Source organism: Actinomadura sp. NPDC049382, from assembly GCF_040677125.1.
Lineage (GTDB): Bacteria > Actinomycetota > Actinomycetes > Streptosporangiales > Streptosporangiaceae > Spirillospora > Spirillospora geliboluensis.
In genome coordinates, this window is record NZ_JBFARO010000149.1 from 1 (window position 1) to 19318 (window position 19318).

At 75.2% G+C, this 19318-nt stretch carries 17 protein-coding genes and 1 pseudogene; 4 read left to right on the forward strand and 14 right to left on the reverse strand.

What is annotated here, in order from left to right; all coding sequences use genetic code 11:
- On the forward strand, positions 1-644 hold a 644-nt coding region (locus tag AB0K34_RS41080; protein WP_364554113.1), incomplete at its 5' end, for a matrixin family metalloprotease.
- A gap of 64 nt (positions 645-708) precedes the next feature.
- Here the strand turns inward: AB0K34_RS41080 and AB0K34_RS41085 are convergent.
- From AB0K34_RS41085 to AB0K34_RS41095, 3 genes are all read right to left on the reverse strand, one after another.
- Positions 709-1296 carry a class E sortase gene (locus AB0K34_RS41085; RefSeq protein ID WP_364554115.1) on the reverse strand — a complete coding sequence of 196 codons (588 nt, stop codon included), beginning with the start codon at positions 1294-1296 and terminating at the stop codon, positions 709-711.
- Between the two features lie 112 nt (positions 1297-1408).
- The gene (locus tag AB0K34_RS41090) at positions 1409-2461 is read right to left on the reverse strand and encodes a chaplin family protein (protein ID WP_364554116.1); all 1053 of its coding nucleotides are present in this window, start codon (positions 2459-2461) and stop codon (positions 1409-1411) included.
- Between the two features lie 229 nt (positions 2462-2690).
- The gene (locus tag AB0K34_RS41095; RefSeq protein ID WP_301178030.1) at positions 2691-3527 is read right to left on the reverse strand and encodes a hypothetical protein; all 837 of its coding nucleotides are present in this window, start codon (positions 3525-3527) and stop codon (positions 2691-2693) included.
- A gap of 297 nt (positions 3528-3824) precedes the next feature.
- Here AB0K34_RS41095 and AB0K34_RS41100 point away from each other — a divergent pair, with 297 nt between their 5' ends.
- The gene (locus AB0K34_RS41100; protein WP_301178031.1) at positions 3825-4079 is read left to right on the forward strand and encodes a hypothetical protein; all 255 of its coding nucleotides are present in this window, start codon (positions 3825-3827) and stop codon (positions 4077-4079) included.
- A 152-nt stretch (positions 4080-4231) separates the two neighbouring features.
- Here AB0K34_RS41100 and AB0K34_RS41105 read toward each other — a convergent pair whose 3' ends face one another.
- Together AB0K34_RS41105 and AB0K34_RS41110 are read right to left on the reverse strand one after the other, a co-directional pair.
- On the reverse strand, positions 4232-5491 hold the full coding sequence (locus AB0K34_RS41105; RefSeq protein ID WP_138642043.1) for an FAD-dependent oxidoreductase: 1260 nt from the start codon (positions 5489-5491) through the stop codon (positions 4232-4234).
- Between the two features lie 27 nt (positions 5492-5518).
- A complete protein-coding gene (locus AB0K34_RS41110; protein ID WP_364554118.1) occupies positions 5519-6748 on the reverse strand; it encodes an ATP-grasp domain-containing protein in 1230 nt (409 codons plus the stop codon).
- A 257-nt stretch (positions 6749-7005) separates the two neighbouring features.
- Between AB0K34_RS41110 and AB0K34_RS41115 the strand changes: the two genes are divergently transcribed.
- Complete coding sequence (locus AB0K34_RS41115) at positions 7006-8142, forward strand: glycosyl hydrolase (protein WP_364554119.1); 1137 nt, start codon at positions 7006-7008, stop codon at positions 8140-8142.
- 29 nt (positions 8143-8171) lie between these two features.
- Here AB0K34_RS41115 and AB0K34_RS41120 read toward each other — a convergent pair.
- The 8 genes and pseudogenes from AB0K34_RS41120 to AB0K34_RS41155 all read right to left on the reverse strand — a co-directional run.
- A pseudogene (locus AB0K34_RS41120) lies at positions 8172-9194 on the reverse strand (glycosyltransferase); the annotation flags it as partial.
- Positions 9187-10323, reverse strand: a complete 1137-nt coding sequence (locus tag AB0K34_RS41125; protein WP_364554121.1) for a GNAT family N-acetyltransferase — start codon at positions 10321-10323, stop codon at positions 9187-9189. The pseudogene AB0K34_RS41120 and the gene AB0K34_RS41125, both read right to left, overlap by 8 nt.
- Positions 10320-11048, reverse strand: coding sequence for a hypothetical protein (locus AB0K34_RS41130; RefSeq protein ID WP_364554123.1), 729 nt, complete (start codon positions 11046-11048; stop codon positions 10320-10322). Before AB0K34_RS41130 ends, AB0K34_RS41125 begins: the two co-directional genes overlap by 4 nt.
- Complete coding sequence (locus AB0K34_RS41135) at positions 11032-12165, reverse strand: glycosyltransferase (protein WP_364554125.1); 1134 nt, start codon at positions 12163-12165, stop codon at positions 11032-11034. Before AB0K34_RS41135 ends, AB0K34_RS41130 begins: the two co-directional genes overlap by 17 nt.
- The gene (locus AB0K34_RS41140) at positions 12162-12854 is read right to left on the reverse strand and encodes a polysaccharide deacetylase family protein (protein WP_240808393.1); all 693 of its coding nucleotides are present in this window, start codon (positions 12852-12854) and stop codon (positions 12162-12164) included. Before AB0K34_RS41140 ends, AB0K34_RS41135 begins: the two co-directional genes overlap by 4 nt.
- Positions 12811-14472, reverse strand: a complete 1662-nt coding sequence (locus AB0K34_RS41145; protein WP_364554127.1) for a lipid II flippase MurJ — start codon at positions 14470-14472, stop codon at positions 12811-12813. Before AB0K34_RS41145 ends, AB0K34_RS41140 begins: the two co-directional genes overlap by 44 nt.
- Positions 14469-15770, reverse strand: a complete 1302-nt coding sequence (locus tag AB0K34_RS41150; RefSeq protein ID WP_364554128.1) for an O-antigen ligase family protein — start codon at positions 15768-15770, stop codon at positions 14469-14471. Before AB0K34_RS41150 ends, AB0K34_RS41145 begins: the two co-directional genes overlap by 4 nt.
- Positions 15767-17170, reverse strand: a complete 1404-nt coding sequence (locus AB0K34_RS41155) for a sugar transferase (RefSeq protein WP_364554129.1) — start codon at positions 17168-17170, stop codon at positions 15767-15769. The genes AB0K34_RS41150 and AB0K34_RS41155 overlap by 4 nt, the downstream gene beginning before the upstream one ends.
- 367 nt (positions 17171-17537) lie before the next feature.
- Here AB0K34_RS41155 and AB0K34_RS41160 point away from each other — a divergent pair, with 367 nt between their 5' ends.
- Positions 17538-18752, forward strand: a complete 1215-nt coding sequence (locus AB0K34_RS41160; protein WP_364554131.1) for an Ig-like domain-containing protein — start codon at positions 17538-17540, stop codon at positions 18750-18752.
- Between the two features lie 21 nt (positions 18753-18773).
- Here the strand turns inward: AB0K34_RS41160 and AB0K34_RS41165 are convergent, their stop codons facing one another.
- Complete coding sequence (locus tag AB0K34_RS41165; protein ID WP_364554130.1) at positions 18774-19223, reverse strand: hypothetical protein; 450 nt, start codon at positions 19221-19223, stop codon at positions 18774-18776.
- Positions 19224-19318: the final 95 nt, after the last annotated feature.

Sequence of the window (19318 nt, forward strand, 5' to 3'; positions counted from 1 at the left end):
GGCGGGCGCCGCACGGCCGGCCGCGCGGCTTCCGGGCGCCGGCCGCGGCCTGCGCCGACGGCACCCACCGCGCCGAGCCGAGCAAGTGGCGGAAGGGCTCCGCCGTCCAGTGGCACTACTACGCGGGCGCGGCCGGGCTGTCCAGGGCGCCCATAGCGGCGGGCGTGTCCAACATGGCGAACGCCCGGACCGACTGCAACGGCGGCCGCTTCAGCCCGCTGCCGGACGTGGGCGAGAACTACGCCGGGCAGGCGAACCGGCCGCCGAACGTGACCGGCGCCGCCGCCTGCGGGAAGCGGGACCGCGTCAACACGTTCGGCTGGCTGTCCATGCAGGGCGCGGACAACGACGTCCTCGCCGCCACCTGCACCTGGTACCTCGGGTCGGCGACGGTCGAGACCGACATGGCGCTGCAGGTGCGGGGCAAGAAGTGGTGGACGGGCGGGACGTGCCCGGCGGGCGCCTACTCCGCCGAGGCGGTCGCCACGCACGAGGCCGGCCATGTCTTCGGCCTGGCCCACGTCGAGGGGATCGAGCACGAGAACCTCACGATGGCGCCGGCCCTCGCGTCCTGCGACCGCGGCCCCGCCACCCTCGGCAGGGGCGACTACAACGGGCTGATCGCCCTCTACGGCGGCCGCTGAACGGCGCGGAGCCGCTCCGCGCCGTCCAGCGTCCGGCCCCGGGTCGTGCGCTTCGGGGCCCCGGTCAGCGCTTCGACTGGAGCGTGCCCACGACGACGAGGCGGTGGGCGTCCGAGCCCTTCGGCGTGCAGGTGATGAGCGTGATGTACTGGCCGTTCGGCGCACTGGCCCGCTTGAACGGCACCGGCTCCAGGACGCGCATGTCGCGCGGCCTGATGACGCGCTTGGTGCGCACCTTGTACACGTAGGTCACGCGGCCCACGCGCAGGACGATCCGGTCACCGCGCCGCATCCGGTCGAGCTTGTTGAACGGGTGCAGCCAGGTCGTGCGGTGGCCGAGGAGCACCGTGTTGCCGTCGCGGCCCGGAAGCCCGGTCCCCGGGTAGTGCCCGACGCCGCGGCGCAGGATCGCCTGGCCGACGCCCTGCCGGACGGCCGCCTTCAGCCGCATCCGCTTGATCCGGATCTGCCCGATCAGCGCGCCCTTCTTCGGCCGCGCGCGCGCCACCGCCGACGCGGCGCGCGCGGGCGCCGCCTGAGCGACCCCCTGAACCGGGGCCTGGGCCTGCGCGGGCATCTGGGAGACGCCCAGCACGGACGCGCCGCAGCACACGGCAACGGTCACCGCGCCGAACGATTTTCGGTCGAGCATGGTTCGCCCCCAATCGGTCTGGAGTGCTTCTGCCATGGGGAGGGGACGGCACGTCTGCCGCCCCCTCTCCGCGGTTCACCGGCCGCGGATCGTCATCCGCGCCGGTCCGGGCTCAGTGCAGGGCCGGCGAGCCGGTCCGGAACGGCATCCCGCCACCGGTCGGCAGGTTCGGCCCGACCTCCGTGGGCGGGACGTCCACGCCCGGCATCGCCCTCTTCAGCGTGTTGAGGACCCTCTGCACCGGGCCCAGACCGTCCCCGGAACCGGGGACGGGTCCCGCCATGCGGGAGTCGGCCGACCGCAGTGTCGAGGGCAGCTTCTTGTGCTTGACCGCCGGACGGTGCTTGGACGGCTTGTACGGCTTGCAGTGCTTCTTGTGCTTCTTGTGCTTCTTCACGGGCGGCGTCCATTTCTCGCCCCCGTCCCCGACGAACGCGCCGCCCTCGCACTGGGCCTGGGAGATCCCGAAGACCGCGACCGAGTTCCCGCACACACTGACGGGAGCGGTGATCGGCGCGAACACCTGGTTGCCGCCGAGGACGCTGAAGAAGCCCGAGGTCTGCATCTTCGGGTGGTTGCCGCCGTGCTTGACGAACGCGCCGCCCTTGCACTGCGCCTCGGAGATCCCGAAGACCGCGACCGAGTTCCCGCACACACTGACGGGAGCGGTGATCGGCGCGAACACCTGGTTGCCGCCGAGGACGCTGAACATGCCCGAGGTCTCCATGCCCCCGTGGCCGCCCCCGCCGTCCCAGCCGCCCCCGCCGTCCCAGCCTCCGTCGCCGCGCCAGGCGGGCTCGGCCGCCCGGTGGCCGCCGTGGTGCCCGTGGCCCCCGAACGAGACGCCGGCGCCGCCCTTGCACTGCGCCCGGCTCAGCCCGGCGATCGCGATCGAGTTGCCGCAGATGTCGAGCGGAAGGGTGATCGGGGCGAAGACCTGGTTCCCCCCGCCGATCGAGAGGATGCCCGAGGTCTGCATGTCACCGCCCCCGCCGTACCGGGCTCCGGCGGCGCGCTCCGCCGGGGCCTGCGACGCGGCGGCCGGGCCGCCGCCCGGCGTGGTCGTGCCGGCGATGGCCGCGCCGGAGCCGAAGGCGGCCCCGATCGCGACGGCGCCCGCGGCCACCAGGGCCGCGCGGCTCGTGTTCCTTGCGCGCATGCGCATGCTGTTGCTCCTGTCTGTTGCATCGGTGGTGATCGCTGCGCGGCCCGCGGGGGCGGCGCAGCCCGGCGGCGGCCGTGCGCGGCCGTCGCTCATCGAGGAAAGATCGGTGGAGACCGGCTCAGCGGCCGGTTCGGGCCCGCGGGCCGGGTCCGGGAGCGCTCGTCAGGGGAGCGTCGGTCCGGGACCGCCCGTGCGGAGGCGCCCGTGCGGAGGCGCCGGTGCGGGAGTGCTAGTCGGGGACGACGGACGGGCCGCCGGGCGCGGCCACGTCGGTCAGCGCCGTGCGGTGGAACGTGCTCGCGTCCACGGCCGGCGGTGCCGCGGGAGTGCGGCGGTTCGGCAGGTCGGCGACCGGGATGAGCGGGTGCCCGCTCGTCGAGCCGCCGCCCGAGGGGGCGTCGGGCGCGGGCGCCACGGGCGCGTGTGCGGGAGCCTCCTGGTCGGTGCGGCAGCCCATGCAGCCGTCGGCCGCCCGGTACGAGGACGCGCCCGGGGCGGCGGTGTACCCGGCCGTGCGGGGCGCCGCCTTGCGGGCCGCAGCGTGCGGGGAGGCGGTGCGCCCGTCCGGCTGCTCGACCGACCGCGCCGGCTCGTCGGCGGCCGGCCGCGGGGCGGGCCGCCGGTCGGTGACCCGGTGCACGAACTCCTTGACGGGCCGCCGCTGCCGCATGTCCGGGACGCGGAGGCGCGGCACCCCGGCCTCGTCGGCGAGCTCGCGCACCTGCCGGACGACCTTGTCCTTGTCGTCGAACAGGTCGTGCCGCCGCGCCCCGACGTACCGCATCGGGTGGTCGCCGGCCTCGCGCACGTCCTCGGCCATCGCGCGCCAGCCGGGGCGGGACGTGACGTGCCGGACCGTGGCGTACCCCGCGTCGTCCGCCCGCACGGCGGCCTGCCGCGCCGGCGGCTCGGCCGCCTCGGCGGCGCCGGACAGCGCGGAGAGCGCGATCCAGCCGGCGAACGCGAGGCCGGCGATGGCGGCGAGGCGCAGGAGAGCGGGCAGGAGAGCATGCCGCGGCCGACCCTGCGGGCGAATCGCCCCGCACTGGATCGGTACGGAATGCATTGCCGGTTCCCCTTGTCGCCGGATCGAGGTTCGCCTGAAAGTAACACCGGAGCCGATGGCCGTGCGGAGCCGCCGCCATTTTCCACGGCGTGTCCCGGGATCATTTACCGAGCCATGAATTCGCCTTTTACCGGACCCGGCTTTCCGGCCGATCGACGCCCGCTTTGCCGGTTTTTGCCGGGCTCGCCTTTACCGCGGCTCTCCGCCCACCACGTCCGGGAGAAGCATGGCGCCCGGTATCGGGTGCGCTACAGTCGGTGAACGGTCGGTTACGAGATCGCTCCCCGAGGAGTTCCCATGTTCGACCCCTCGTCCACGATCGGCCGCCTCGGCCCGCTGCGGCGGCGCCGCCAGCCGCGCCGCCGGGCGCACCGCTTCGTCACCCGCGCCGACTTCGACCGCATCGCGCTCGCCGCCGTCCCCGCCGCTCAGAGCCCCGGCGCCCACCGCGTGCGTTCGCTCGCCTGGACGCTCTACTGGCGCTGCCAATGGGCGATCACCACCGCCAGAGCCGACCGCGCCCGCCGCCGCGCCCGCCCGGCGGGCCACTGACGGCACGGCCCGCGAACCGGGCGAAGAAAGGCACCACCACCGGTGGAAGATCCTCCACCCGGGCACGTCCCCGCGCTCCGAGGCCGGAGGCGTAGAAACGCCCGCCTCCAGGAGGGTGGTGGTGCTCCTGGAGGCGGGCGGGTCCTCGGGGGTCAGCGGTGGGACGTGTCCGATTCGAGGACGTCCGGCCGGCGGCCCGCGGGCGGGAGCACGCGCGGGGCCCGGCGGACGATGTGCCGCGAGATGCGGCCGGCGGTGAAGGCGGCGCCGTGCACGAAGCGCATGACCGGGCCGAACGTCGGGGCCGCGGCCAGGCCCGCGAAGTAGAGGCCCGGCAGGGACGCCTCGAAGTCGCGGCTGAGGACGGGGGCGCCGAAGCGGGTGGCGACGGCGCCGCGCAGCGCCGGGGCGAGCATGCCGAGGCGTCCGACGTCGGGGACGAACCCGGTGGCGGCGATGACGTGCTCGACCTCGGTGACCACCCGGCGGCCGGTGCGGTCGAGGGTGGTGAGCGCGATGCCGTCCTCCTGCTCCACCGCCTTCGCGAGGCGGTGGCCCGTCGAGACGCGGACCCGCTCGTCCAGCCGGTCGCGCAGCCACCAGGAGCCGGCCGGCGGGAGCGTCTCGCGGACGATCCGCCGCCGCGTCCCCTCCGGCAGGTAGCGGACGAGGCCGGGGCGCTCGGCCCACAGCCAGGTGCGGTAGCCGGTGCCGAGACCGGAGCGGGGCCCGCCGAACAGCCGGTCGCGCGGCGACCGGTGCTCCTCGGGGACGGTGTTCCAGTCGAGCCGGGGCCGCCGGGCGATGACGTGCGGGTGCGCGCCCGCGTCGGCGAGCAGCACCGCCGTCTCCAGGGCCGACTGCCCGGCGCCGAGGACGGCGACCTCCTTGCCCGCGAACAGGGCGAGGTCGCGGTGGGCGCTGCTGTGCGAGACGAGCCAGGACGGCATGCCCGCCAGCTCGTCCGGCAGGTGCGCGAACGGGCCGACGCCGACCGCGAGCACCACGGCCCGCGCCGCGATCGTCTCGCCGGTGGACAGCGTGACGGCGTAGCCGGCCGCCCCGCCCCGCTCGACGTTCACGACCTGCGCGTCCCGGTCGTCGGGGCGCTGCGGGACGGCCGCCGCGGCGAACCAGCGCCCGTACTCGATGAAGGTGTCCAGCGGGATCGGCTGGCCGAGCCGCCAGTCCGGATGGCGGTCGGTGAACCGCAGGCCCGGTTGCGGCGCCCCCAGATTGGACGCGAACGGCTCCGATTTCAGGAACATGCCCTCGGGCATGCCCGCCTCCCAGAACCGCATCGGCTCGCCGATGATCCGGACGTCCAGTCCGAGGTTCTGCAGGTGCGCGGCGGTCGACAGGCCGTAGGGCCCGGAGCCGGCGATCACGACGTCGCTGGCCGAGTCGCTCATGTCTCTTTCCCCCGTGTGTTCGTTGTGTTACCTGGCGCGGAACCGCTCGACCGCCCGCAGCGCGCCGCGCCTGCCCAGTGCGAGGAAGGGCGGCAGGTCGTCGCGGGCGTACCAGGCGAACTCGTCGGCCGCGCGCAGCGGGCGGAGGGTCCCGGCGCGCAGCAGCGCCCGTCCGGCGGACTGCTGGAGGTAGTGGTTCTCCACCAGCAGGGTGCGGCCGAACGCCGGGCGCGCGTCCGGGACGCGGCGGCCGGACTGGTCGAGATGCAGGACGCGGGCCAGGTCGAGCCCGTTGCGGTCGGTGAACAGGCGGAACTGCGCCCCGATCCGGGGGTTGAAGTCGAGCAGGTGGTAGCCGCCGCTGCCCGCGTCGAGGCGGAAGTCGAGGTCGACGAGGCCGCGGCAGCCGAGCAGCCGGACGATCCGCACGGCGAGCCGTTCGAGCTCGGCGTTGGCGACCCACTCGCCGGACACGGTGTGCCCGGCCTGCGGCGGGTGCGCGAGGTGCTTGAAGCCGGTGGCGCCGTACAGGCAGTCGAGGTTCTCGTCGAAGTAGCCGTGGAAGAACCAGTCGCCGCCGCTCGGCGGGACGCGGCGCTGGAGGATCAGCGGCCCGGCGCCCCCGTCGGGGTCGCGGTCCCGGGTGGCGGCGAACAGCCGGTGCAGTTCGCCGAGCGTGCCGACGAGGGTGGTGCTGCGCAGCCCCCGGCCGAGCCGCCACGGCCGCGCCCATTTGGCGATCAGCGGCAGGCCGAGCGCGGCGGCGGCGTCGTCGACGTCGGCGGCGGACTCGGGCGTCCGGCTCGGCGGGCAGGTGATCCCGTACTTCTCGCACGCCTCCTGCAGCCGGGCCTTGTCGGCGACGCGGCGGGGGACGTCCGGGTCCTGGCGGGGGACGACGAAGCGGGGCCGCAGCTCGTCCGCGTGCTCGGCGGTGAAGATCGCGCCGGCGTCGTCCATCGGGACGAGGAGGGTGCCGCGGCCGATCCGGTCGCCGATCGCGCGCAGATGGTCCAGCAGGTCGGCCGGGTGCTCGGTGGGCGGCGCCCACGGCTCCCCGCGGTGCAGGTAGCGGGACCGGGACGCGGGGTTGGCCCGTCCCTCCATGATCGCGTGGACGGGCACGCCGGCGCGGCCGAGGCTGCGGATCGCCGCGAGCGTGCCGTGGTGGAAGAAGTTGCGGTCGGTGCGCAGCAGCAGGACGGGCAGGCCGGGGTCGAGGCGCGTCCGCGGCGGAGTCCGCGTGTCGAAGAACATGCGGTCAGCCGCATTCCCAGGGATTGATGCGCACAACACCCTTCCTAACGTAAATTCTTTGCCCTTTTCGTCCGGGCGGCTTTTCCGCGACGGACCTCCATGGGCATATGATACGCATGCGAGCTGCCGATATCCATTCCGCCGGGCAACCATTCGAACCGCGCCGAAAAAGGCCGTTTCCCTTCTGCCCGCTCCCGTCGGTTCTGGCGGTTTTCGCCTTCCTGGCGCTGCTGGCGACCTCCGCCGCGGTGCCGTGGGTGCGTTCGCAGTCGGTCCAGAAGGCGCCGTCGTACGTGCCGCTCGGGGCGTTCCTCGGCTCCGGGGCGGAGGGGGTGGAGCGGGTCGGCCGGTTCCAGCGGTGGCTCGGCTCGACGGTGACGGTCGGGCGCACCTACCTGCCGGGCGACGACTGGCGCGGGATCGAGGGCCCGTGGGGGCTGCTCGCGCCGTGGGCGCGCTGGAAGTCCGCCGATCCGCGGCGGCGGCTGGTGGTGAACGTGCCGATGATGGCGCCGAACGAGGGGTGGCTCCCGGTGCCGGTGCTGCGCTCGCTGCTGCGCGGCGGCGCGGCCGGCGCGTTCGACGGCCACTACCGGGTGCTGGCCCGGCGGCTGGTCTCGGTGGGCGCCGGCGACACGGTCATCGTGCTCGGCTGGGAGATGAACGGGGAGTCCTACGGCGGCCGGTGCGCGCCCGACCCCGCCGCGTGGAAGGCGTACTGGCGGCGGATCGTCGCGGCCATGCGCGCGGTGCCGGGCCAGAGTTTCCGGTTCGATTTCGCGCCGACGCGGGGCCGGGACGCGATCCCGTGGACGGAGTGCTATCCGGGGGACGACGCGGTCGACATCATCGGTTCCGACAGCTACGACCAGCCCGCCGGCAAGTCGTTCGCCGAATTCGTGGAAGAGCCGTACGGGCTGCGCGCGCAGGCCGAATTCGCGGCCGCGCACGGCAAGCCGCTGTCGTTCCCCGAATGGGGCTTGTTCCGCAATTCCGACAACCCCGATTATGTGCGGGGAATGCACAACTGGATCATGTCGCACGACGTCGTGTACCAGTCGATCACCGACTACTGCCCGCACGGGGTGTGGTCGTGCGGCGGCAACCCCCGCTCGTCCGCCGCCTACCGGGAGCTGTTCGGCGGGGTGACGGCCCCGCCGCCGTCGCCGTCGAACGCGCCGTTCACGCCGCCGGCCGCGCCCGCGGAGCCCACCGGCGCCGCGAGCCCGAAGACCTCGGTCCCGGCGAGGCCGGTGCGGCCGAGCGCGCCCGCCACCGCGCGCCTGTCGCCGAAGGCGTCCTCGCGCGGCGTCTCGTCGGGGGCGCCGCCGAGCCCGGCCGCCACCTCGCGGGTGACGGCGGCGAGCGACGCCATCGTCTCCGAGACGTCGTAGGCGGCCGACGCCTCGGCGCCCGCGCGCCCCTCCCGTTCGGCGAGCTCCGGGCACTGGAGCCGGATAGCGAGCTGCGCGGCGAGCGCGCCGGGGTCCTCCGCGGGCACCAGCGCGCCGAGCCCCGGCCGGAGGATCTCCGTGATGCCCGGGATGTCCGTCCCGACGACGGGGCGCCCCATGGCGAGGGCCTCCAACGCGATCAGCGGCAGCCCCTCCCACCGGGACGGCATGGCGACGACGTTCGCCGCCGCCAGCCAGTCGCGGGGGTCCTCCACCGCCGGGACGAACCGGACGCCGTGCGTCCGGCCCCGCCGCGTCCGCACCGGGTCGCCGCCGGCGCCGACGATCGCGAGCAGCGCGGACGGGCACCGCTCGACGACGGCCGGCCACGCGTCGACCAGGACGTCCTGCCCCTTCTGCCGGGTCACCCGGCCGACGCAGACGACGAGCGGCGCGCCGCTCGGCAGGCCCAGCCGGATGCGCGCGGCGAGCCGCGCGGTGTCGTCGGCCGGGAGGAACCGGCGCAGGTCGACGCCGTTGCGGACGAGCCGGTACGGGCCGCGCACGCCGGCGTCCACGCCGTGGCTCAGCTCGCCCGCGCCGACGCAGACGAGGGCGTCGCTCCAGCGGGCGGCGAACCGCTCCCAGCGGCGGCTGACGGCGGCCTGCCGCCCGGTCGCGGCGAGCCACGACCAGCCGTGCGGCTGGAACATCGTCGGCGTGCCGCCCGGCCGGCGCAGCAGCCGCCCGGCCAGGCCCGCCTTCGAGGAGTGCAGATGGACGACGTCGGGCGCGAACGTCCGGACGATCCCGCGCAGGCGCAGCGCCTCCCGCAGCACCCCCGGCCCGGGGCCGCGCCCGGCGTCCCAGCGCAGCCACGGCACCCCGGCCGCCATGCAGCGCTCCGGCAGGTCGCCGCCCACCGGGCACGCCACCGCCACGTCCCATCCGCGCCTGCGCTGGTCGCACGCGGCCTGCCCGACGTAGACGGCGACGCCGCCGGCGTTGGGCTGGCTGACGTGCAGGACGCGCGGCGACTCCGGCTCAGTCATGGGAGCCCTGCCCGCTTCCCTGCCGCCTGCTCGCGTGCCGCCGGGACGCCAGGTGCGCGCGGGCCCGGACGACCCCGGCGAACGCGGCGGCCGAGGCCGTCCGCGCCAGGATGATCTGCTCGTTCCGCACCGGCGTCGGTCGCCACTTCAGCTTGTACGGCTCGTCGCCGCGCAGCAGGTTGACGCCCTGGCGGTGCCGGTCCCGGGCGATGGCGAGGTCCTCGCGCAGCATCATCAGCGAGACGTCCACGCGGTCCCGCAGCTCCGGGATCGCGCCGTACAGGTAGGCGCCGACGTACCGGTGCCCGATCAGGACCAGGTCGCCGGCGACGAGCCGGCCGTCCCACCGGTACCGCAGCACGGCGGCGCGCCCGTCCCGGACCATCCCGCTCGCGGCCTCGGCCAGGTGCCGGCGGAACCGCTCCCGGGTGTGCTCGGGGTTGATCGGGCGGCCCCGCCACTGCCGGACGTGCAGGTCCAGCAGGGCGTGCACGGCCTCCGCCGCCTGCTCCGCCGGGACGCTCTCGGCCGTGATGCCGCGCACGTCGATCTTGCGGAGCTTGGCGCGCATCTTCCCGGCGGTGCGGCCCGGCAGCCGGGCGAGGACGTCGTCCATGCCGGCGGCCGGGAGTTCGAGGCACACCGACGCCGGCGCCCGCCACGTCCGGCGCGGCCACCGCGCGGCGACCGCGTGCGCCGCCGACCCGGGGCGGACCTCCCGCAGGTCGATCGCGCACCAGCCGCGCTCGTCCAGCAGCGCCCGCGTGAGGTGCCGGACGGCGCCGTCGCCGTACACGGGGTCGAGGAGGAAGTCGGTGAAGTCGCTCTGCCCGGAGGCCAGCGGGACCAGCACCGGGAACCCGTACCGGGTGTCCGCCATCAGCGGCGCCGCCGCGACGAGCCGGCCCCGGCAGCGGACGAGGACGAGCCGCAGCCGCCCCCGCGTCCCGTACCAGCCCCACCACGACTTCAGCCACTCGTAGGTCTGGAACGGCGTCGCGGCGGGGCTGCGGTCGTACAGGTCGCGCAGCTCGTCCGCGAACGTGACGAGCGCCTGCTCGTCCCGGTGCACCTCCGCGGACCATTCGACGGCCGGGGTGGCGGACCGGACGGGTGCGACGGCGGTCATGAGGACACCTCCATGCGGTCGGCGGCGGCAGGGGCGGGCACGGCGGCGGGCGGGAGCGCCGCGCCGCGCCGGGCGCCGCGCCGGCCGGCCATGACGGCGGCGGTGAGCCCGGCGAGCAGCACGCCGGTCGCGGTGCCGGCGGCGACGCCCAGCGGCAGGTTCGGCGAGGACGGCGCCGCCGGCGGCTCCGCGAGCGTCATCAGCGCGACGCGGACGCCGGTGTCGGCGCGGTGCGACGTCCCGTACCGGACGAGCGCGTCGGCGGCGGCGTTGGCGAACGCGGCCGCGTCGCGGGCCGTGCGCGCGCTGCCGGCGAGCTTGATCAGCGGCGTGTCCGGCGACGTGGACGCCTGGATGTGCTCGCGGGTGCCGCCCGGCGCGTGCCGCGGCAGCGGGCGCGCGGAGTACTCGAGGGTCTCCGGCAGCGGCGCGAGCCGGCCGTACGCCTGCGCGAAGCTGACCGCCGCCGGGCCGGAATCGCCGTCCCCGGCGTTCACGACGAGGACGAACGCCGTCGCGGTGTAGGTGGTCGGCGCGAGCAGCGCGTAGCCGAGCCCGCCGAGGAACCCGGCGAGCACGAGCGCGAGCGACAGGCCGAACCGGTGCAGGACGGCGGTGAGCGGTCCGCGCAGCCGCCGGACGGCGGCGTCGAGCGCGCCGCTCCGGCCGGCTCGCGTCTCCCGGCGGCCGAGTGGCCGCCTCCTGGCGTCACGTGGCGGCATCATGAGCCCTTTCTCGTATCGGAACGACCCCGCGGGCGGACGGCTCGGGCAGGTACAGCCGGGCGATCTCGGCGGCCTGCTCGGCGACGGCGTAGCGGGCGACGGCGGGCGGCACGCGCGTCCGGTCCGCGTGCGCGTTCAGGGCGCGGCGCAGTTCCGCGCTCCAGGTCCCGGCGCGGGCGACGGCGGGGAGGCGGCGCGCGCCGGGGGCGTCGCCGGGCGGGAGGTCGTCGAGGGCGGGGCAGGCCGTGTAGCGGACGGGCAGCCCGGCGGCGAGGGCCTCCAGCACGCCGAGCCCGAAGGTCTCCTGCGCGGACGGCGCGGCGAGCACGTCCATCGCGGCGAGGGCGCCCGCCACGTCCGACGTCCCGCCGGTGAAGACGACGGGGACGCGCAGGTCGCGGGCGCGGCGCTCCAGCGCGGCCCGCTCGGGCCCGGCGCCGACGAGCAGCAGCCGGACGCCCTCCAGCCGGGCGACCGCGTCGACCAGCAGGTCGAACCGCTTGGTCGGGACGAGCCGCCCGACGGCGCCGACGACGGGCTCGTCCGGGAGGATGCCGAGGCGGCGGCGGGTCGCGGCGCGGCGGGCCGCGTCGAACGCGAACGCGGCGGCGTCGATGCCGTTCGGGACCACGACGATCCGGCCGGGCCGCACGCCCCAGCCGCGCAGCCGGTCGGCGACGGTCGGCGACACCGCGACGGTCACCGACCCGAGCCGCTCCGTCGCCCGGTACAGGGCCCGGACGCCGCGCGTCGTCGGGCGTCCCTCGATGTGGCCGTCGCCGAGCGAGTGCTCGGTGGCGATGACGCGGGCCGTCCCGGCGAGCCGCGCCGCGATGCGGCCGTAGACGCACGCCCGGTACAGGTGCGTGTGGACGACGTCGTACCGGCCGCGCCGGATCAGCCGCGCGAGCCGGGGCAGCGCCGCGAGGTCCCGGTTGCCGCGCATCCCGATCTCGTGGACGGGCACGCCGGTGCGGCGGATCTCCGCGCCGAGCGTCCCGGTCCGGGTGAGCGTCGCGACCTCGCAGGCGACCGGCAGGTACCGCAGCAGCAGCGCGAGCTGGCGCTCCGCGCCGCCGTGCTCCAGCCCGGTGATGACGTGCAGCACGCGGGTCACACGTGGCTCCGGCGGCGCAGCTCGTGCCGGACGAGCTTGACCCGCAGCCGCAGCGGCCCGTCCCGGTCGCCGATGTAGGTGCGGGGCAGCGCGTGCCGCGACGGCTCCTCGGGCCGGATGTCGCACGCGTGGTCGTACCCGGCGGCGCGGACCGCCTCGACCTCGCGGGCGGTCGCGTGCCCGTAGGGGTAGGCGAAGCCGGTGACCGGCGCCTCGATGATCTCCTCCAGGGCGGCGCGGCTCTCCTCCAGCTCCTCGCGCAGCTCGGTGTCGTCCGTCCCGGGGAGGGAGACGTGGTGGCGGCCGTGCGAGGCGACCTCCATGCCGGCGCCCGCCACGGTGCGGATCTGGTCGGCCGTCATCAGCGGCTTGCGGGGGCCGTCGTCCCACGCGTTGTAGGTGCCGATCCGGCCGGACACGACGTACACGGTCGCGCCGAACCCGTACCGCAGCAGCGCCGGGACGGCCCGGGTCGCGAAGTCGGCGTAGCCGTCGTCGAAGGTCAGCCCGACGAGGCCGCGGGACCGGCCGGCGGCGTGCGCGTCCAGCAGCTCCGCCATCGCGACGCCGCGCAGGCCGCGGGCGCGCAGCCAGGCGAGCTGGCGCTCGAACCGGGCCGGCGACACCGTGACCAGGTGCGGGTCCTCATCGAAGTGGTCGACCGAGTGGTACATCAGCACCAGCGGCACCGGCCGGATCACCTCCGGCGGCCGCTCCGGTCCGGTCAGTCTCGCTGGTTCGGTCGGCTGGCTCACTGGTCTCCCCCGATTCGGTCCGGCCGCGCACGCCGCGGCGCGACCGCAAAGCGATCCATGGAGCAACGAGGTCGGGTCCCGCCAGGACGGTCAGGACCGCGAACGCGGCGGTGACCACGGCACCGCCGGCGGCGAGCTGGACGAGCGCCGGCGCCCCGGCGAGGCCGCGGGCGGCGAGCGCGCCCGCCGCGCAGGCCCCGGCGGCGGCGAGCATCAGCCGGGACACGTCGGCGGCGATCCGGCGCGGCGCGAGCGGCGCGATGCCGCGCCGCAGCCCGCCGAGCAGCAGGACGGCGGCGAGCGTGATCCCGGTGGCGTTGGCGGCGGCGAGCGCGAGCGTCCCGGCGGACGCCGCGAACGCGCTCCCGACGGCGGCGGTGACGGCGAGGCCCAGCGCGAGCACCCGGGCGGGCCGCCACGTCGGCCGCCGCTGCGCGAAGAACGCGCGGGCCGCGAGGCCGACCGCCGACTGCCCCCACAGGCCGAGCGCGTACACCCGCATGATCGACGCGGTGCCCGCCGTGTCCGCGGCGGTGAACTCGCCGTGCTCGAACAGCACCCGGACGACCGTGGGCGCGAACGCCACGAGGAACGCGGTCGCCGCCAGCACCATCGAGCTCGCGACCACGAGGTCCTGCCGGATGCGGCGGGCGACCCGCCGGGTGTCGCCGGCCGCGGAGGCCCGCGCCAGCCTCGGGAACGTCACCGTCACGATCAGCAGCGACAGCACCATCGGCACCTGCGCGACCTTCTGCGCGTAGTTCAGCTGCGAGATCGACCCGGCGGACAGCTCCGAGCCGAGGAACCGCTCGACGAACACCTGCGCCTGCCGCGTCACCGTGTACACGACGACCGGCGCCACCGCCGCGGCCCCGAGCCGCCACTCGACGCCGCCCATGGGGGCGGGCACGGCGGGGCTGTCGCGGAGGCAGCGCGCGAAGGCCGGTGCCTGGACCGCGATCATCAGCAGGCTGCCGCAGGCGACGCCGACGGCCGCGCTGGTGATCCCGACGAGCCCGGACAGGCCCGCGATCAGCGCGAGGATGCCGACGTTGTACGCGGCGTAGATCGCGGCGGGCGGGCCGAACCGGTGGTGGGCGCGCAGGGTGGCGCTCATGAACCCCGCCACGCCGAACGTCACGACGGTGATCGCCGTCAACCGCACGCACATCACGGCGGACCCGTCCTCGGCCAGGCCGGGCGCCAGGACGTCCACCACGACCGGGGCCGCGGCCACGAGCGTCAGCGTGACCAGCGCGAGGCAGAGCACGATCCGCGGCAGCGCCGAGCCGACGAGCGGGCGCAGCCCGTCGCCGCGCGCCAGCAGGCGGGTGACGACGGGGACCATGAGCAGCGCCATCGCGTCCTCGATCAGCAGCGGCGACACCGTCTCCGGGATCGTCCACGCGACGAGGAACGCGTCGGTGCTGCCGCTCGCGCCGAACATGTGCGCCATCACCAGGTCGCGGACGAACCCGAGCGCGGTGCCCGCGCCGATGAGCACGCCCGACAGCGCGGCGGCGCGTCCGACGGAGCCGGCCCCCGCCGTCATGCCCGGACCGTCCCGAGGGAGCGCGCCGCGACGGCGCCGACCACGATGGCGGTGAGCGCGCACGTCGGCCCGCCCATGTCCGCGTACACGAAGTTGATCAGGAGGAACGCCAGCAGCGCTGTGCCCGCGAGCCAGCACGGGTCGCGGACGTCGCGGCGCCTCCACAGCCCGGCGACGAGCACGGCCAGCAGCGCGCCGAACCCGGCGAGGCCCAGCGCGCCCTGCTCGGACAGGAACAGCAGGTACTGGTTGTGCGGCGACAGCAGCGGCTGCCGCACATAGCCGTTCACCGGGTCGGCGGTCTCGCTCCCGGACGACAGCTCGATGCCGGCGTAGGCGTCGCGGTAGGCCGGGAAGTTCTTCACACCGACGCCGGTGACCGGGTGGTCCTCCCAGATCCGGACGGCCGCGGCCCACAGGTTGTACCGGTCGTCCACCGACTGGTCGGGCTGGGTGACCGACGCGGCCATCGACTTGGACCGCTCGACCACGGCCTGCCCGCCGCCGCCCGCCAGCGCGAGCACGACCATCAGGGCGCCGCAGCAGGTCAGCACCTTGACCGCCGTCCACCGGTCGAAGACCACAAGGGTGAGGACGGCGGCGGCGCCGAGCGCGATCCACGTGCCGCGGCTCAGCGCGAGCGCGAGCGCGGCGGCCAGCACGCCGAGCCCGGCCAGCGCGGCCGGGACAGCGAGGCCGCGCACCCGCACCGGGGCGCGGCCGGGGGCGGTCAGCGCGAACGCGGTCAGGATGAGGAACGCGAACCCGGCGACGATCGACATCGCCATCACGTCGAGCGCGCCGAACGTGCCGACGGCCCGGATGTTCCGCCCGTCCATCGACGCGCCGTTGCCGGTGGCCGACTGCCAGATCCCGTACCCGGCCTCCGCAAGCCCGAGCCCGAGCAGCGCGGACAGGACGATCACGAGGTCGCGGCGGTCCCGGACGAGCAGCACGACCGCCAGCGGCACCAGCGCGAAGACCTGAAGGTCCCGGACGAACCCGACCATGCTGGTCTCGATGTCCGCCGAGTGGACGGTGCTGATGCCGAGCGCCGCGACCAGCGGCGCGAACGCGGCGAACGCCGCGCGCGGCAGCTCCACCCGGCCCGTGACCAGCAGGAACACCGCGACCAGCACCAGCGCGCCGCTCGCCACGTCCCCCACGGTGACCTGGACGTCGGACCCCGCCCCCCGCACGCCCGGCGGGATCCCGACGCACGCCACCGTCGCCGCGATCAGCCAGCTCGGCCGGCGGGGCAGCCACGTCGCCGGGAACGGCGCGGCAAGGACGGTCATCCGGAGTCCCGGCAGAGCATCGCGCGGGCCGTCAGCAGCAGGATCTTCAGGTCGCCGGCGAACGACCAGTGGTCGATGTAGTGGTTGTCGAGCCGCGCCCGAAGCTCGATGGAGGTGTCGCCGCGGAACCCGTGGACCTGCGCCCAGCCCGTCATCCCGACCGGGACGCGGTGCCGCAGCATGTAGCCGGGGCAGGTGCGGGCGAACTGCTCCACGAAGTGGGGGCGTTCCGGGCGCGGCCCCACGAGGCTCATGTCGCCGCGCACCACGTTCCACAGCTGCGGGAGCTCGTCCAGCGACGTGTTGCGAAGGAACCGGCCGACCCGCCCCATCCTCTCGTCGTTCTTAACCGTCCAGCGAGTGTCGGCCTCCGTCTCGTCCGCTGGCTTCAGCGTCCGGAACTTCAGCAGCACGAACTCCTCGCCGCCGAGCCCGATCCGCCGCTGCCGGAACAGCACCCCGGGACCGCCCTCGACCCGCACGGCGACCGCGCACACCGCGAGCACCGGCGCCGCCGCGACCAGCAGCAGCGACCCCAGCACGACGTCCAGCGCCCGCTTCGCGCGCCGCGCCGCCGGGTCGCGCAGCCCCCAGTCGACCCGCGCGCACGGCAGCCCGGCGAGGTACTCGCGCCGCGCCGCCGCCACCGGCACCACGTCCGACGAAGGCCGGACGAGCAGCGTCTCGCACGGCAGCCCGAACGAGACGCGCAGCACCGCGCCGAGATGGTCGGGGTGAACGTCCTCGGCGACGACGACCAGCGTCCCGACCCGGTACGCCTGGACGAGCGCCGGCAGGTCGGCGATCTCCCCGAGCACCGGCGCCGCCGCGGGACGCCCCGCCGCCACCTGCCCGACCGCCGCCAGACCCAGCTCGCCGCGCTCCCCCAGGATGTCGACCAGGTGCGCGGCCGTCGGGCCCGTCCCGACGACGAGCGCCGGACGCGGCCGCGCCCTGCGGCACCGGTACGTCCGCACGGCGGCGTTCACGAACGCGCGGAAACCGAGCGACATCGTCGCCGCCACCGCCACCGCCCACAGCAGCGCCGCCACCGGATGCGGCAGCAGCACCGCCACGACGGCGCCGACCGCGAGGATCCGGGCGAGCAGCGGCGGGCCGTCGGCCAGCAGCGACGGGCTGCGGCGCGTCCGGTACAGGCCGCCGGTCGCGTTCGCCCCGACGACCGCCAGCGCGGCGAGCGCCGCCACGAGGCCGCCCCGCGTCATGGAGACGCCGACGGCCATCGCCCAGCCGTCCACCACGGCGACGCACGCCGGCCCCACCCCGGACAGCGTCCGGCCGCCGCGCCCCGACGGGGCGAACGCGGCGAGGTCCGCCGGTGCGAGATCCGCGGGGCCGGCGCCCGATTCGATGGACGGACTCAGCCCCTGGGCGCTCATCGCACGTCCCTTCACCAGACAAGAACTCACCGGGAGGTGACTTTGCGGAGGCCGTCGCGGGCGGCCACGCTCAGCATCGCAACTGGTCAGCGCGCGGATCGCCGCTTTTAACCGGCCGCACCACACTCTTGAAGAGAAGATCGACCGAGCGCCCCGAGCGTCAGCGGACACGAAAGATCCGCCGAATGCGCCCCCGGAGGCGAACCTTCGGGGGACCATGGACGTCCTAACTGATCGGACGCCGCCACCTGGCCGCCGCGCCCCGCGGGCGAGGCGGGAATAAGGGCCGTTCCGTAAGCGATCTTGTTGCCGTCCCGCGGCGCGCGGGCGGGCCGGATGAAGGAGCACGGTGCGAGGTAAGGCCTTGGTGTTGGCGCTGGTCCTGGGACTGGCGACCGCGTGCGGCGGCGGTGACGGGCAGACCGGCGGCGCGACCGCGAAGGGCGGCGACGACGGTTCGCCGCAGGTGACGATCAGCCCGGCGAACGGCGACGGCAAGGCCCGCCCCGACCAGGGCGTCACGGTGAAGGCCGCCGGCGGCACGCTCGGCACGGTCTCGGTCAAGCTGAAGGGCGCCGACGTCCCCGGCGAGCTCTCCCCCGACAAGACGACCTGGCGCTCCACCTGGACGCTCCAGCCCGGCGGCCGCTACCAGGTGTCGGCGACGGCGACGTCCGCCAAGGGCAAGTCCACCACCGCGACCAGCGCCTTCCGCGCCAGCCGCGCCACCGCCGCCACCCGCGTCAACAACGTCGTGCCCAGCGAGAACGAGACCGTCGGCACCGGCATGCCGGTCTTCGTCCAGTTCAACAAGGCCGTCCCGGAGAAGGCCAAGCCCGCCATCGAGCGCGCCACCGAGATCTCCTCGACCACCCCCACCGAGGGCGCCTGGCGCTGGCTCAGCGCCGGCGAGTCCTTCAACGGCCTCCCCTCGATGGTGTTCCGCCCGAAGCACCCGTGGAAGCCCCGCCAGCGCGTCACCGTCAAGGTCCACTACGCCGGCCTGAAGATCGGCGACGACGTGTTCGGCGACCGGGACGTCACCCGCACCTTCAAGGTCGGCGACTCCCACGTCATCAGCATCAACGCCAGGACGCACCGGCTCGCCGTCAAGAAGAACGGCCGCACCGTCCGCACCTGGGGCGTCAGCCTCGGCGCCGGCGGCGACGTCCAGCGCGACGGCGTCGACCACCTGCTCACCACCAGCGGCGTCCACCTCACCATGGACCACGTCCGCCTGGAGCGCATGCGCCCGCCGGGCAAGAAGAAGGGCGACCCCGGCTGGTACGACGAGAAGGTCCCGTGGGCGACCCGCATCTCCAACAGCGGCGAGTACATCCACCAGAACATGGACGACCCGACCTGCCTCGGCAAGCGCAACTGCAGCCACGGCTGCGTCCGCTCCCCCGCCGCCGACGCCCAGTGGTTCTTCCACTGGTCCTACCGCGGCGACATCGTCAGGATCACCGGCACCGACCGCAGCCTCCAGTGGACGAACGGCTGGGGCTACTGGCAGCTCTCCTTCCCCAAGTGGACCGAAGGCAGCGCCCTCCACAAGCCGATAACCACCACCCAAGCCTGACCCACGCAGGATGTCGAAGCCTCAGGTGGCGGGCGTATCCCGCCAACGCCTGCCACTCGGGGTGAAGACGAAGGCTTCGGCGAACGGCCCATCGCCGCCGCACCGGACCGCCAGGAGAACAGGCTCGTCGTGAGCCGGCCACCGCGACTCGTCCCCCGGGTCGGCGCCGTTCCACAGATGGAAGAACACCACCGGCTCGTCCGCGTCCTCACCGAGATAGCCGAGAGTCTTCTCGTACCAAGGATTCGTGCTGCCGAGCATCACCGACGGCGGGCCGAACTCGGCGACGACATCACTCCACAAGCGGTCTCGACCGGCCCAATGCCCCACCTTCCCGCGCAGGGCGTCGTATTCGGACCCGGTCAGCACGCGGTCGCTTTCGAGCCAGCCCCTGCGATGCGCGAATTCCGCATAGACAGAGGCCACGGCCTTGGCGTCTTTCCCCGGAAGCACCCCGTCGAACGCACCCATCACTGACCCTTTTTCATCGGTCTGGGGAGATGGTGATCACGAAGTGATCGCGATGCTGGCGTTCGGCCGGTGAAGCGAAGAAGCCCCTGTTAGAC

Coding starts and splice junctions, on each gene's coding strand:
- AB0K34_RS41125 (WP_364554121.1), bottom strand. CDS start 10,323: ATGACCGCCGTCGCACCCGTCCGGTCCGCCACCCCGGCCGTCGAATGG.
- AB0K34_RS41130 (WP_364554123.1), bottom strand. CDS start 11,048: ATGATGCCGCCACGTGACGCCAGGAGGCGGCCACTCGGCCGCCGGGAG.
- AB0K34_RS41100 (WP_301178031.1), top strand. CDS start 3,825: ATGTTCGACCCCTCGTCCACGATCGGCCGCCTCGGCCCGCTGCGGCGG.
- AB0K34_RS41155 (WP_364554129.1), bottom strand. CDS start 17,170: ATGAGCGCCCAGGGGCTGAGTCCGTCCATCGAATCGGGCGCCGGCCCC.
- AB0K34_RS41095 (WP_301178030.1), bottom strand. CDS start 3,527: ATGCATTCCGTACCGATCCAGTGCGGGGCGATTCGCCCGCAGGGTCGG.
- AB0K34_RS41085 (WP_364554115.1), bottom strand. CDS start 1,296: ATGCTCGACCGAAAATCGTTCGGCGCGGTGACCGTTGCCGTGTGCTGC.
- AB0K34_RS41150 (WP_364554128.1), bottom strand. CDS start 15,770: ATGACCGTCCTTGCCGCGCCGTTCCCGGCGACGTGGCTGCCCCGCCGG.
- AB0K34_RS41165 (WP_364554130.1), bottom strand. CDS start 19,223: ATGGGTGCGTTCGACGGGGTGCTTCCGGGGAAAGACGCCAAGGCCGTG.
- AB0K34_RS41110 (WP_364554118.1), bottom strand. CDS start 6,748: ATGTTCTTCGACACGCGGACTCCGCCGCGGACGCGCCTCGACCCCGGC.
- AB0K34_RS41145 (WP_364554127.1), bottom strand. CDS start 14,472: ATGACGGCGGGGGCCGGCTCCGTCGGACGCGCCGCCGCGCTGTCGGGC.
- AB0K34_RS41105 (WP_138642043.1), bottom strand. CDS start 5,491: ATGAGCGACTCGGCCAGCGACGTCGTGATCGCCGGCTCCGGGCCCTAC.
- AB0K34_RS41090 (WP_364554116.1), bottom strand. CDS start 2,461: ATGCGCATGCGCGCAAGGAACACGAGCCGCGCGGCCCTGGTGGCCGCG.